The organism is Pseudomonas sp. PF05 (assembly GCF_056521845.1).
The window spans coordinates 222589-235924 of record NZ_JBWLPW010000003.1 but is presented as its reverse complement, the minus strand read 5'-3'; the positions used below and the strand labels follow the sequence as shown (position 1 = coordinate 235924).

At 60.8% G+C, this 13336-nt stretch carries 13 protein-coding genes; 3 read left to right on the top strand and 10 right to left on the bottom strand.

Going from position 1 to position 13336, the window contains the following annotated elements:
• Positions 1-146: 146 nt before the first annotated feature.
• The gene (locus AC09SL_RS08660; protein ID WP_058544547.1) at positions 147-1010 is read right to left on the bottom strand and encodes a universal stress protein; all 864 of its coding nucleotides are present in this window, start codon (positions 1008-1010) and stop codon (positions 147-149) included.
• A 177-nt stretch (positions 1011-1187) separates the two neighbouring features.
• Here AC09SL_RS08660 and AC09SL_RS08655 point away from each other — a divergent pair, with 177 nt between their 5' ends.
• Positions 1188-1793 carry a MiaE family protein gene (locus AC09SL_RS08655; RefSeq protein WP_058544548.1) on the top strand — a complete coding sequence of 202 codons (606 nt, stop codon included), beginning with the start codon at positions 1188-1190 and terminating at the stop codon, positions 1791-1793.
• A 21-nt stretch (positions 1794-1814) separates the two neighbouring features.
• Here AC09SL_RS08655 and AC09SL_RS08650 read toward each other — a convergent pair whose 3' ends face one another.
• The 4 genes from AC09SL_RS08650 to AC09SL_RS08635 all read right to left on the bottom strand — a co-directional run bounded on the left by AC09SL_RS08650 (position 1815) and on the right by AC09SL_RS08635 (position 5856).
• Entirely contained in the window at positions 1815-2303 is a 489-nt protein-coding gene (locus AC09SL_RS08650; RefSeq protein WP_058544549.1) for a GFA family protein, read from the bottom strand.
• 201 nt (positions 2304-2504) lie between these two features.
• On the bottom strand, positions 2505-3116 hold the full coding sequence (locus tag AC09SL_RS08645; RefSeq protein ID WP_058544550.1) for a DNA-3-methyladenine glycosylase family protein: 612 nt from the start codon (positions 3114-3116) through the stop codon (positions 2505-2507).
• Between the two features lie 23 nt (positions 3117-3139).
• Complete coding sequence (locus AC09SL_RS08640) at positions 3140-4222, bottom strand: bifunctional transcriptional activator/DNA repair enzyme AdaA (protein ID WP_058544551.1); 1083 nt, start codon at positions 4220-4222, stop codon at positions 3140-3142.
• Positions 4223-4401: 179 nt separating this feature from the next.
• Positions 4402-5856, bottom strand: a complete 1455-nt coding sequence (locus tag AC09SL_RS08635; protein ID WP_058544552.1) for a TrkH family potassium uptake protein — start codon at positions 5854-5856, stop codon at positions 4402-4404.
• A gap of 175 nt (positions 5857-6031) precedes the next feature.
• Here AC09SL_RS08635 and AC09SL_RS08630 point away from each other — a divergent pair, with 175 nt between their 5' ends.
• Complete coding sequence (locus AC09SL_RS08630) at positions 6032-6619, top strand: LysE family translocator (protein WP_058544553.1); 588 nt, start codon at positions 6032-6034, stop codon at positions 6617-6619.
• Between the two features lie 180 nt (positions 6620-6799).
• Here AC09SL_RS08630 and AC09SL_RS08625 read toward each other — a convergent pair whose 3' ends face one another.
• Entirely contained in the window at positions 6800-7624 is an 825-nt protein-coding gene (locus tag AC09SL_RS08625; RefSeq protein WP_058544554.1) for a helix-turn-helix transcriptional regulator, read from the bottom strand.
• Positions 7625-7761: 137 nt separating this feature from the next.
• Here AC09SL_RS08625 and AC09SL_RS08620 point away from each other — a divergent pair, with 137 nt between their 5' ends.
• Positions 7762-8742, top strand: coding sequence for a GGDEF domain-containing protein (locus AC09SL_RS08620; RefSeq protein ID WP_058544555.1), 981 nt, complete (start codon positions 7762-7764; stop codon positions 8740-8742).
• A 72-nt stretch (positions 8743-8814) separates the two neighbouring features.
• On the opposite strand, the gene fabI is transcribed toward AC09SL_RS08620, so the two are convergent.
• From fabI to AC09SL_RS08600, 4 genes are read right to left on the bottom strand one after another with little or no spacing between them, the layout of a single operon-like run.
• The gene (gene fabI, locus AC09SL_RS08615; RefSeq protein WP_058544556.1) at positions 8815-9609 is read right to left on the bottom strand and encodes an enoyl-ACP reductase FabI; all 795 of its coding nucleotides are present in this window, start codon (positions 9607-9609) and stop codon (positions 8815-8817) included.
• 19 nt (positions 9610-9628) lie between these two features.
• On the bottom strand, positions 9629-11239 hold the full coding sequence (locus tag AC09SL_RS08610; RefSeq protein WP_058544557.1) for an ABC transporter ATP-binding protein: 1611 nt from the start codon (positions 11237-11239) through the stop codon (positions 9629-9631).
• Between the two features lies 1 nt (position 11240).
• Positions 11241-12260 carry an ABC transporter permease gene (locus AC09SL_RS08605; protein WP_058544558.1) on the bottom strand — a complete coding sequence of 340 codons (1020 nt, stop codon included), beginning with the start codon at positions 12258-12260 and terminating at the stop codon, positions 11241-11243.
• Between the two features lies 1 nt (position 12261).
• A complete protein-coding gene (locus AC09SL_RS08600) occupies positions 12262-13335 on the bottom strand; it encodes a microcin C ABC transporter permease YejB (protein WP_058544559.1) in 1074 nt (357 codons plus the stop codon).
• Position 13336: the final 1 nt, after the last annotated feature.

Here is a 13336-nt window from a genome sequence, read left to right as displayed (position 1 = left end):
AGGATTTAGCAAAACGTCGCACCGCCCCGCTGTGGGAGCAAAGCTTGCTCGCGATGCAGGCGCCTCGGTTCCAGAGAGACCGCGTCGTTTTTATCGCGGGCAAGCCTTGCTCCCACAGATAAATCCCTTCGCCACAGGTTGGCGTGTCACTCCTTGACCGCCAACTCCACCAGGTGATCCTCGACCTCCTGGGGCTTGAGCACCAGCACATCACTTTCCAGCGTATCGAGCACAGCCTCGGCGGTGTTGCCGATCAGGACCCCGGACAACCCCGAGCGGGCCACGGTGCCGATCACCGTTACCGCTGCCTGCAGCTTGCGCGCCATGAACGGAATCAAGACGTCCGCCGGGCCTTCCTCGATGTGCAGGTGCTGGTCATCGATGTCGAATTCGGCCTGGAACGCCCGGCATTGTTCGCGGTAACGGGCTTCGATGGTTTCCTTGAGCTGGAACGTCGGGTCGGCGGACGAGAGCATCGGCGAGGGATGGGCGCCGATCACATGCAGGTGGGCCTTGGCGAGGAGGGCGATGTCATAGCCATGATCGATGATGGTGGAGTGCAGGTGGCGATGCTCGCCGTCGGCATTGCCAACGTCGACGGCGGCCAGGATCACCTTGTCTTTCCAGGAACCGGCGGTTTTCACCAGCAGCACCGGGGTCGGGCAATGGCGTAGCAGTTTCCAGTCCGCCGGGGTCAGCAGGGCTTTTTTCAGCGGGCTGTCGGGGAAGTGCTGCTTGATCACCAGCCCGCAACCTTCCGCCTGCTGTACGTCGATGATGGTTTCGTGGAGGCTTTCGTTCCAGGCCTGCTCGGTGGTGACGCTGTAGCCGTCAGCCAGCAGTGCGGCCTTGAGCACGCTGAGCAGGCCGGCATGGTCATGCTTTTTGTCGCACACCAGCAGGTGCAGGTGGGCCTGGGTCACCCCAGCGATCAGTTTGGCGCGCTTGAGCGCCAGGCTTTCCGAATGTTCGGGCTCAATGACCACCAGGATGCTGCGAATGGCTTGCATGATCGGTGTTCTCCTGCAATGAAAGGGCTGGCATTGCTCAACTATAGTTGTTGTGGGCAGTCTAGTTGCTGTGGCTGAGTGGTCGACTTGATGCATATCAACGGCGGTGGCTGGTGGTCTGGGGGCAGGCCGGTATAATCGGCGCCCTTCGCTCGACTACCTTTTCCCGTGAGCCCCATGAATCTTCCCGAAATTCACGAATTCCTTGGTTGCCGCACCCCCGATGCCTGGGTCCAGGCCGCGCTGGCTGACCAGGAAACGTTGCTGATCGACCACAAGAACTGCGAATTCAAGGCGGCCAGCACTGCCTTGAGCCTGATCGCCAAATACCATTCCCACGTCGACCTGATCAATTTGATGTCGCGCCTGGCCCGGGAAGAGCTGGTGCATCACGAGCAGGTCATGCGCTTGATGAAAAAGCGCAAGATCGGCTTGCGCCAGCTCTCCGCCGGGCGTTATGCCTCGGGGCTGCGCAAGGTGGTACGCAGTCACGAACCGGTCAAGCTGGTGGACACCCTGGTGGTCGGCGCCTTCATCGAGGCCCGCAGTTGCGAGCGTTTCGAGGCCTTGGTGCCGCACCTGGACGAGGAACTGGGCAAGTTCTATTTCGGCTTGCTGAAAAGCGAAGCCCGGCATTTCCAGGGCTACCTGAAGCTGGCTTACCAGTACGGCGACGCCAAGGACATTGCCCAGGTGATCGACAAGGTCCGTGACGCCGAGCGGGAACTGATCGAGTCACCGGACGCGGAGTTTCGTTTTCACAGCGGTGTGCCTGCGGCATAGGACGTTATGCCGCGCTGCCTTTCAAACGGTCAGCCCCAGGCGCTCATGCCACTGGGCAATTGACTCTTGGGGATAGACCTCGAACTGCTGGTCGCCCGGATGCGCCTCGACTTCCACCCAGGGTGCCTTGGAACCCAGCATCAGGTGGGTGTGCTGCGGCGGTACCGGCAGCGGTGTGTCAATGGCCGAGGCAAAAGGGTGAATCAGGTCCGGCCATTCGGGGCTGAACAGCCATAGCCCTGAACCGCACAAGGAACAGAAATGTCGTTCGGCACTGCTGCGGTGGGCGCGTTGATCGCCTTCGTCCTTGAGCCGCGCATGGTAGATCGAGATGTGCTTGCGACCGCGCACCTTCAGGCTCTGGGCATCGCCCCCCAGGTTGATCGCAAAACCGCCGCCGCCCTGGGTCTTGCGGCAGATCGAGCAGTAGCAGCGCTGATAAGGGTAGGGGTGAGCACTGTCGAGGGTGAACGACACCGCGCCGCAGTGGCAGGATCCTTCGAGCTGCATGGGGAACCTCCAGTGGGATTGGAAATGACTCAGTACAGCCTAGACAGTCTGCGTCTTGTCAGTTGAGTTGAGGGTGACCATGTGACCGCCTTCGCGAGCAAGCCCGCTCCCACAGGGGATCTGTGTCGGTCATGGATTTTCCGCACACGCCCGGTCAGTGTGGGAGCGGGCTTGCTCGCGAAGGCGTCGGTACAGCTTCCATCACTTGGGCACCCGCCACAAATACCACGCCGCCACCGTCCGATATGGGCTCCAGGCCAGGCCGATCTCAGCCATCTGCTTGCGGCTGGGCTGATGCTCCAACCCCTTGAGCCGTCGATAACCTTCGCGTACGCCAAAGTCATCGGCTGGCAGGATGTCCGGTCGCTCGAGGCTGTAGATCAGCAGCATTTCCACGGTCCAGCGCCCGACGCCGCGCAAGGTGACCAGTCGTTCGATCAACACATCATCCTCCATCGCTCGCGCTGTGGCGTAATCCGGCACGATGCCGTCCAGCGTCGCCTGGGCGATGCCCTGGATCGTCGCGATCTTGCTGGCAGAAAACCCACAGCCGCGCAGCTGCGCAACGTCTGTCGCCAGGATCTGCCCGGGACCGGGGAAGGTCTGCGCCGGGAATAATGCCAGCAGCCGACCGAGGATTGCATCGCCTGCCTTGGCGTGCAGTTGCTGGTAGGCAATCGCCCGCACCAGGGCTTCATAGGGATCGCGGGCTGGCTTGGGTTGCAGCAGACAAGGGCCGATGGTCTCGACGTGACGTCGCCAGTCTAGGTCGAGACTTGCCAGCAAGGCACTGGCGTCGTGGTAGGCAGGCATCGGGTATTCGTTCTCCGGGGCGCTCAAAACGCCAGGGGCAGCGAAACCTGCACCGCGGCTTTCTCCAGTCGTAGCAGAAATGCCTTGCGCGGTTGTCCGCCACCATAGCCGGTCAACGAGCCATCCGCACCGATCACCCGGTGACAGGGAATGACGATGGCCAAGCGATTCTGCCCGTTGGCCAGGCCCACGGCGCGGCTGGCGCCGGGGCTGCCCAGGGCCGTGGCGATGTTGCCGTAGCTGCGGGTTTCGCCGTAGGGGATCTTTTGCAGTTCTGCCCAGACCCGTACGGCGAAGGCGCTGCCGGGCATGTGCAGCGGGACGTTGAATGCCGTGAGCTTGCCGGCGAAATAGTCGGCCAGTTCGGTCTCGATCTGCTGCAAATGAGCGTTGTGTCCCGGCGCAACCGTGTAGCCGTAGCGTTGCTGCAGTTCTTCCAGTTCCTTGGTCAGGGCCGGGCGGTCGAGGAATTCCAGCAGCACCAGGCCCCGTCGTTCGGCCATGGCCAGCATCGGCCCTAACGGCGTAGTCAGGCGGGTGAACAGCAAGGGTTCGCTGAGGGCCGCGCGGCCTGGCGTGATGTGGAAGGACTTCACGAACGCGTCACGAAAACCGCTCAATGATTCATAACCGGAGTCGAACGCGGCATTGTCGATCGAGCTGCCGTCCTTGATGCCGCCCAAGGCTATGCCCAGGCGGCGGCTGCGCAGGTAGGCGTGAAAGGTCATGCCGAAATGTTGCTTGAACCAGCGGCGCAGTTTCAGCGGCTCGATGCCTTGTTCCAGCAGCAGGGCGTCGGTCCAGCGCAGGTCGGGTTCGGCGTCCACGGTTTTGAGCAGGGCCTGGATCCAGTCGGGTGCGATGGCGGCGGCGTCCAGCGGCTTGCAGCGCAGGCAAGCCCGGTAGCCGGCCGACATGGCTTCGTCGGCATGGGCGAAGAACTCCACGTTCTCCGGCTTCGGCTTGCGCGCGGTGCAACTGGGGCGACAGAAAATGCCGGTGGTCCTGACCGCAGTGAAGAACACCCCCTCGTAGGCGGTGTCTCGTTCGAGCATGGCGCGGACCATCTCGGCATGGGGCGGGAGCAGCGAGTCGTGTAGGTTCATGGGCCTGAGCATAGAACCGTGTCCGGAACGACTCCACCGAAAAATCGACAGTGAATTTTCCGTTCGCTTGGTCGAATGCTCACGAACAAAAAGCGGACCCTTTGAGTCTGATCACCTGAAGAGAAGCCGCGACGCCTGTTCATGGCGTCGCGGCTTCTTTGTTTGTCTGTTCGAGGTGTTCAATACTTCCAGAACACCGGCGTGAACAGCACCAGCACGGTCAGGATTTCCAGCCGACCCAGCAGCATGCCAATGGTCAGCAGCCATTTGGCCGAATCTGGCAACGTCGAGAAGTTACCCGCCGGGCCGATGATATCCCCCAGTCCAGGGCCCACGTTGCATACTGCTGTGGCCGCACCGGACAGTGCTGTGGTCCAGTCCAGGCCGATCAGCGCCAACCCCAATGCAATGACGCCAATGGTCACCGCGAAAAAAAACGAAAAGGTCAGCAGTGAGCGGGCGATTTCTTCATCGATAGGATGGTTGTTGTATTTCTTTTGAGTCACCGCGCGAGGATGGATGAGCTGTTTCAAGCTGCCCATCAGAAGCGCATTGGCCACCTGGAATCGAAAGATCTTCAGGCCTCCGGAGGTGGATCCGGAACAGCCGCCGACGAAGGTCAGGTAAAAGAACAGCAAAACCGCAAAGCTTCCCCACAACGTGTAGTCCCCGAGCGCCACACCCGTGGTGGTGACCACCGAGGTGACGTTGACGGCTACGGTCCGTACCGCATCGAGCCAGGTGAAGTCACTGTTGAGGCTCAGCCAGGTGCCTGCCGCGAGCCAGACGAAGACCAGAAAAGCGATGAACCCCTGAACCTGGTGATCCTTGATCAGAGCGCGCCTGTTGCCGCGCAACGTGGAAACATACAGCGCAAAGGGCATCCCGCCGAAAATCATGATGACCACGGCGACCCAATGAATGGCCGGTTGTGTCCAGTGAGCTAAAGAGGCATCGGAGGTAGAGAAGCCGCCCGTGGAGATCAGCGTCATGGCGTGATTGATGGCCTCGAACGGCGTCATCCCGGCCAACCACAATGCCGCGGTGGAAAGGGCGGTCAGCCCCAAATAGATCGACAATATGTATTTTGCCGCGACGTGCGAGCGCGGCGTGACTTTATCCGACCAGTCCGACGATTCGGTCTGGAACAGCCGCATGCCGCCGACCCGCAACAGCGGCAAGATCGCCACGGCCATGCCGATAAAGCCGATCCCGCCCAGCCATTGAAGCATCGAACGCCAGATGAGCAGGCCAGGCGATGCGGTATCGAGGCCGCTGAAAATGGTCGAGCCGGTGGTGGTGATGCCGGACATCGTTTCAAAAAAAGCGTCGGTGTAACTGATGTGTCGGATAAACACCATGGGCAGCGCGGCGAAAGCGCATACGAACACCCAACTTGCGGTCGTCAGCAGGTACATGTCTCTGGGGCGCATCTGGGCGTGTGCCGGTCTTCCACGGGCGACCAATGCAACGCCACAGACGAAAGTGATCAGGCTCGACCAGAGAAACGCCGACAAATCATCGTTGCGCTCGTACAGCATCAGCGTGAGCAACGGAATCGCCATGCTGACCGCCAGGGTAATCAGGAAAATGCCGAGGATAAAACCGATGAGACGCAGAACCGCAATGGACATGAGAAACGCCTGATTCAATAAGCCGCACAGTATCGATTGGGGGCAATCGCCTACCGCGTAAAGTTTGCGTAAAAAAGTGAGCGGTCACGCTAGACGACAAGGCAGTTTTCTTCAATACCGCCAGCGCCGGCCCCATTATTTTGGAGGCCCTTTCCTGAAAAGAAGAAGATATGTGATGAGCTTGATACTTTCCATGGCCATTTTTGCTTTGGTGGCTTCCATTACACCCGGCCCGGTCAATATCGTCGCCCTCAGCTCCGGGGCGCGATACGGGTTTCGTGCGACGTTGCGCCATGTGGGCGGTGCGACCCTTGGGTTTGTCTTGCTGCTGGTGTTGATGGGCTTGGGGTTGCATGAAGTGCTGCAACGCTGGCCTGGCCTCACGCGGGTGGTGCAGTTGGGAGGCGTGGCGTTTCTGTTGTTCATGGCCTGGAAACTGGCGATGGATAACGGGCACCTGGGCGGCGAAGACGAGGGACGGGCGCCTTCGATGTTCCATGGCGCGCTGATGCAATGGCTCAACCCCAAGGCGTGGCTGGCCTGCGTAGCGGGGATGGGCGCATTCGTGGCTGACGGCGAGGCGCGGCTGGTGTGGCAGTTTGCGGCGATCTACCTGGTGATCTGCTACGTCTCGGTGGGCTGCTGGGCCTACGCCGGGAGCTTTCTGCGCACGTGGCTGGGTAACCCGGCGACCATGCGCCTGTTCAATCGGGCGATGGCAGTGTTGTTGGTGGCCAGTGCGGTGTATCTGTTGTTGCCTTGAGTCAATACGTTTAGCTGTTGGATATAGGAACTATGTAGGAGCTATGTAGGAGCTGTGTAGGAGCTGTCGAGTGCAACGAGGCTGCGATCTTTCCCCAGCCAATTGAATCTCAAGCGAAAGATCAAAAGATCAAAAGATCGCCAGCTTCGCCAGCGCCTACAGAGCCCGGCCGGAGCAAGCTCAACCGCGATATTGCCCGGGCGTAGCCGCCAGGTGTTGCTTGAAGGCACGCTGGAAATGCGCCTGGTCGGCAAACCCGCTGTCCAGCGCCACGTCGGCGATCAGCTTGCCTTCGCGCAATTGGCGCCGGGCAAACTGGATCCGGCGGTTGACCAGGAAAGCGTGGGGCGTCATCCCGTAATGGCGCTTGAAGGCTCGGCTCAGGTAGGACGGCGACAGCTGCGCGGCGGTGCAGATGTCTTCCAGCTTCAAGGCTTCGCTGCAATGGTCGTGGATAAACTGTGCCGCACGCATCAGGCCCGGATGACTGCCCCGGTCGGGACGACCGGCCGGATTGAGCCGTTGTTGCAGGTCAATGAAAAATGCCTCGGCGGCGGCGTGCTTGGCGGCAGTGTCGAGTCGCTCGTCCACCAGTTGCTCATACAGCCGTCCCAACGCAGCAAACAGCTCCACGTCGCGGCTGTGCGTGGTGGCGAAGCCCTGGAAATCCAGGCTTTCGTCAAAGCCGATACGGCGCTGCAAGTCCCTGAGCCACAGGGTGTCGACGTACAACATCACGTAGGACCATGGCTGATCGTCGATCGGGTTGCACGCGTGGACGTCGCCCGGGTTCATCAGCACCACCGTGCCGCTCTCTACCTGGAAATTCGACCGTTCGTGAATGTAGGTGCTGCGCCCGGCGGTGATCGCACCGATGGAAAAGTGGTCATGGGAATGGCGCGAATAGCAGACCTTGCGCCCATCGCCGATGGCCCGGGCTTCGATGAAGGGCAGGGCCGCGTCGCGCCAGAAACGTGGGGCGTCGTCATGGGGGGCGTGCTTCATCGGTCAGCGTCCTCGTCTTGAACCTGAGTGGCAGTGTATTAGCCCTGGCCGGCAAATGCCCGTCGGATTTAGCCGTTCGGTTTGAACGGCAGTGGTCCTGAACTAGACTTCATGAAGCCCTGCCAATGGAGTTCCCGATGCTTGCGCCACGCAAACCGGACGACGAAGCTGCTCGCCTCAAGAATCTGCACTCGCTCAAGCTGCTTGATACCGCCCCCGAAGAGCGGTTCGATCGCCTGACTCGTCTTGCCCGACGCCTGTTTGACGTGCCCATCGCGCTGGTGTCGCTGGTGGACGCCAACCGGCAGTGGTTCAAGTCCAGCGCCGGCCTGGACGCCAGCGAAACCCCGCGGGAGATTTCCTTCTGTGGGCATGCGATTTTGCAGGATCAGATCCTGGAAATCTGCGACGCGGAACAGGACGAGCGCTTCCATGACAACCCGCTGGTCACGGACAAGCCTGGCATTCGCTTCTATGCAGGACATCCGCTGGGGTTGGAGGACGGCAGCAAACTCGGCACGTTGTGCCTGCTCGACACCCGGCCGCGCAAGCTCAATGACGAAGAACGCGAATTGCTGCGCGACTTGGCATGCATGGCCGAGCAGGAGATGGTCGCGGTGCAGATGGCGAGCATGGACGAGCTGACGCTGTTATCCAATCGGCGTGGATTCCGGACGTTGGCCCAGCATGCGTTGAATGTGTGTGACCGCTTGTCGCGACCGGCGACGCTGCTGTTCTTCGATCTCAACGACTTCAAGCCGATCAACGACCGCTACGGACACGCCGAGGGCGACAGCGCGCTAAAAACCTTCGCCGATGTGCTGCGTATCGCCTTTCGCGAAAGTGATGTGATCGGCCGCCTCGGCGGTGATGAATTCGTGGCGTTGCTCACCGGTTCTTCCCATGTCGAGACAACGACGATCATGGTGCGCCTCAAGGAAATCCTCGATGAGCGCAATGCAATGTTGCAGCGTGGCTATGACATTCGTTTCAGTGTCGGTCAGATCGAGTACGACGCCCAGCGTCATCAGTCGATCGACACACTGCTGGTTGACGCCGATGCGGCGATGTACACAGAAGCAGGCGCTACGCAGCTAGCACAGGGTATTGCGGTGTAATCAGGCAATCGGCAATAAAAAACGCCGCTTGGCCTTTCCAGGGCAAGCGGCGTTTTTGCTGCAACGTGAAGATTACTCTTCGATGTTGCCCATGGCGGTGGTGTTGAAGCCGCCGTCCACGTACATGATTTCACCGCTGACGCCCGATGCCAGGTCCGAGCACAGGAAGGCGCCGGCGTTGCCGACTTCTTCGATGGTGACGTTGCGACGCAGCGGCGTTTGCGCTTCGTTGGCGGCCAGCATCTTGCGGAAGTTCTTGATGCCGGAAGCGGCGAGGGTGCGGATGGGACCGGCCGATACGCAGTTGACGCGGGTGCCGTCCGGGCCCAGGGAGCCGGCCAGGTAACGCACGCCAGCTTCCAGGGAAGCCTTGGCCATGCCCATGACGTTGTAGTTCGGCATGGTGCGCTCGGCGCCCAGGTACGACAGGGTCAGCAGGCTGCCGTTGCGGCCTTTCATCATTTCGCGACCGGCCTTGGCCAGGGCCACGAAGCTGTAGGCGCTGATGTCATGGGCAATGCGGAAACCTTCACGGGTGGTGGCTTCGGTGAAGTCGCCGTCCAGTTGGTCGCCCGGGGCGAAGCCCACGGAGTGCACGATGCAGTCCAGGCCGTCCCACTTCTTGCTCAGTTCTTCGAAAACCTTGGCGATTTCTTCATCGCTGGCCACATCGCACGGGAAGCACAGCTCAGGGCTCGAACCCCAGCCTTGTGCGAACTCTTCGACACGACCCTTGAGTTTGTCGTTCTGATAAGTGAAGGCAAGCTCAGCGCCCTCGCGATGCATGGCGGCGGCGATGCCGGATGCGATGGACAGCTTGCTGGCGACACCGACGATCAGTACGCGCTTACCGGCGAGAAAACCCATGTGTTGCTCCTCTTTCAGGTTATTCGGCAGTTGTTGGGGCCAGGAAGGCGGCCTCCAGCAACTGCTGTGTATAGGGGTGCTGCGGCGCGGCGAATATGCTGCGGGCATCACCTTGTTCGACCACTTGGCCATGCTTGACCACCATCAACTGGTGGCTCAGCGCTTTGACGACAGCCAGGTCATGGCTGATAAACAGGTACGTCAGGTTGTACTTGGTTTGCAACGACCGCAACAGCTCCACCACTTGGCGTTGCACGGTACGATCCAGGGCCGACGTCGGTTCATCCAACAGAATCAACGCCGGCTTGAGCACCAGGGCCCGGGCAATGGCGATACGCTGTCGTTGCCCTCCGGAAAATTCATGGGGGTAGCGGTTCCGGGTTTCCGGATCCAGGCCTACCTCCTTCAATGCCTCAATTATTGCCTGTTCCTGTTCGGCTGCGGTGCCGATCTTGTGGATCCGCAGACCTTCGCCGACGATCTGGCTCACACACATCCGTGGGCTCAGGCTGCCAAAGGGGTCCTGAAACACCACTTGCATCTCCCGGCGCAGCGGCCGGACCTGTTGCTGCGTCAGGCTGTCCAGCGATTTGCCTTCGAAGCGGATCCCGCCCTGGCTGCCGATCAACCGCAGGATTGCCAGCCCCAGGGTGGATTTGCCGGAACCGCTTTCGCCGACGATGCCCAGGGTCTGGCCCTGGGGCAGGCTGAAGCGGATACCGTCCACGGCCTTGATGTAGTCTACCGTGCGTTTGAACAGGCCTTTCTTGATCGGGAACCAGACTTTCAGGTCCTCGACCTGCAACAGCGGCGGGCCGACGACGTTGCTCGCCGGGGTGCCGCTTGGTTCGGCGCTCAGCAGTTCCCGAGTGTACGGATGCTGCGGTGCGCGGAACAACTCTTCGCACGATGCCTGTTCGACGATGCAACCGCGCTGCATGACACATACGCGATGCGCAATTCTTCGCACCAGGTTCAAATCGTGGCTGATCAGCAGCAGCGACATGCCCAATCGCGCCTGCAGTTCCTTGAGCAACTGGAGGATTTTCAGCTGGACGGTGACGTCCAGGGCCGTGGTCGGCTCGTCGGCGATCAGCAGTTCCGGTTCGTTGGCCAGGGCCATGGCGATCATCACCCGCTGGCGCTGGCCGCCGGACAGCTCGTGTGGCAGGGCCTTGAGGCGCTTGTGGGGCTCGGGAATGCCCACCAGTTCCAGCAACTCAAGGGTCCGGCGGGTCGCGACCTTGCCGCTCAGGCCCTTGTGGATGCCGAGCACTTCATTGATCTGTTTTTCAATGGAGTGCAGCGGGTTGAGGGACGTCATCGGTTCCTGGAAGATCATCGCGATCCGGTTGCCGCGGATATGGCGGATGGTTTTTTCCTTCAACCCCAGTAGATTCTGGCCGGCGTACTGGATGGTCCCGGTGGGGTGATGGGCCAGCGGGTAGGGCAGCAACCGCAGGATCGAATGGGCGGTGACCGATTTGCCCGAGCCGCTTTCACCCACCAGGGCCAGGGTTTCGCCGCGCTTGATATCGAAGCTGACGCCCTCGACCACGCGCTGGCGGCGTTCGCCAACAATGAACTCCACCGCCAGGTCGCGCACTTCGATCAGATTATCCTGGTTCATTTCACTTCCTCGGATCGAAGGCATCGCGAGCGGACTCGCCGATGAACACCAACAGGCTCAACATCAGGGCCAGCACGGCGAACGCGCTGATGCCCAACCACGGCGCCTGGAGGTTGGATTTGCCCTGGGCCACCAGCTCACCCAGGGACGGCGCGCCCGGCGGCAGGCCAAAGCCGAGGAAATCCAGGGCGGTGAGGGTGCCGATGGCGCCGGTGAGGATGAACGGCATGAATGTCATGGTCGAGACCATGGCGTTGGGCAGGATGTGGCGGAACATGATCGCCCCGTTCTGCATGCCCAGCGCCCGGGCGGCGCGTACGTATTCCAGGTTGCGCCCACGCAGGAACTCGGCACGGACGACATCCACCAGGCTCATCCAGGAAAACAGCAACATGATGCCCAGCAGCCACCAGAAGTTGGGCTGGACGAAACTGGCCAGGATGATCAGCAGGTACAGCACTGGCAACCCGGACCAGATCTCCAGGAAACGTTGGCCGGCCAGGTCCACCCAGCCGCCATAGAAGCCCTGCAGCGCGCCGGCGATCACGCCGATGATTGAACTGAGCACGGTCAAAGTCAGGGCGAACAGTACCGAGATGCGGAAGCCATAGATGACCCGGGCCAGGACATCGCGGCCCTGGTCGTCGGTGCCCAGCCAGTTCGCCGAAGAGGGCGGTGCCGGGGCCGGGACTTTCAAGTCGTAGTTGATGCTCTGGTAGCTGAACGGAATCGGTGCCCACAGCACCCAGGCGTCCTTGGCCGCCAGCAGCTCACGGATGTAGGGGCTCTTGTAGTTGGCTTCCAGGGGGAATTCGCCGCCGAACGTGGTTTCCGGGTAACGCTTGAGGGCCGGGAAGTACCAGCCGTCGTCGTAGTGCACCACCAGCGGCTTGTCGTTGGCGATCAACTCGGCACCCAGGCTCAGCCCGAACAGGATCAGGAACAGCCACAGCGACCACCAGCCTCGCTTGTTGGCCTTGAACAGTTCGAAACGACGGCGATTGAGAGGGGACAGGTTCATCTCAATGCTCCCGGCTTTCGAAGTCGATACGCGGATCGACAAAGGTATAGGTCAAATCGCCGATCAGCTTCACCACCAGCCCCAGCAAGGTGAAAATGAACAGCGTGCCAAACACCACCGGGTAATCGCGGTTGATGGCCGCTTCGAAACTCATCAGGCCCAGGCCATCGAGGGAGAAGATCACTTCCACCAGCAGGGAACCGGTAAAGAAGATCCCGATGAATGCCGAAGGGAAACCGGCGATCACCAGCAACATGGCGTTGCGGAACACATGGCCGTAGAGCACGCGGTTGCGGGTCAGGCCCTTGGCCTTGGCGGTGACCACGTATTGCTTGTTGATTTCGTCGAGGAAGCTGTTCTTGGTCAGCAGGGTCATGGTGGCGAAGTTTCCGATCACCAGGGCGGTCACGGGCAAGGCCAGGTGCCAGAAGTAATCGAGGATCTTGCCGCCCATGCTCAATTCGTCAAAGTTGTTGGAGGTCAGCCCGCGCAACGGAAACCAGTCGAAATAGCTGCCGCCGGCAAACACCACGATCAACAGGATGGCGAACAGGAACGACGGGATTGCGTAGCCGATGATGATTGCCGAACTGGTCCATACGTCGAAATGGCTGCCGTGCCGCGTGGCCTTGGCGATCCCCAGCGGGATCGACACCAGGTACATGATCAGCGTGCTCCATAGCCCGAGGGAGATGGACACCGGCATCTTTTCCTTGATCAGGTCGATGACCTTGGCATCGCGGAAGAAACTGTCGCCAAAGTCCAGGTGCGCGTAGTTCTTGATCATGATCCACAGGCGTTCGGGCGCCGACTTGTCGAAGCCGTACATGTGCTCGATTTCCTTGATCAGCGCCGGGTCCAGGCCCTGGGCACCGCGGTAGGAAGAACCGGCCACCGACACTTCGGCACCGCCGCCGGCAATGCGGCTGGTGGCGCCTTCGAAGCCCTCGAGCTTGGCGATCATCTGTTCCACCGGCCCGCCGGGCGCGGCCTGGATGATGATGAAGTTGATCAACAGAATGCCGAACAGCGTCGGGATGATCAGCAGCAGTCGCCGAAAAATATAAGCCAGCATT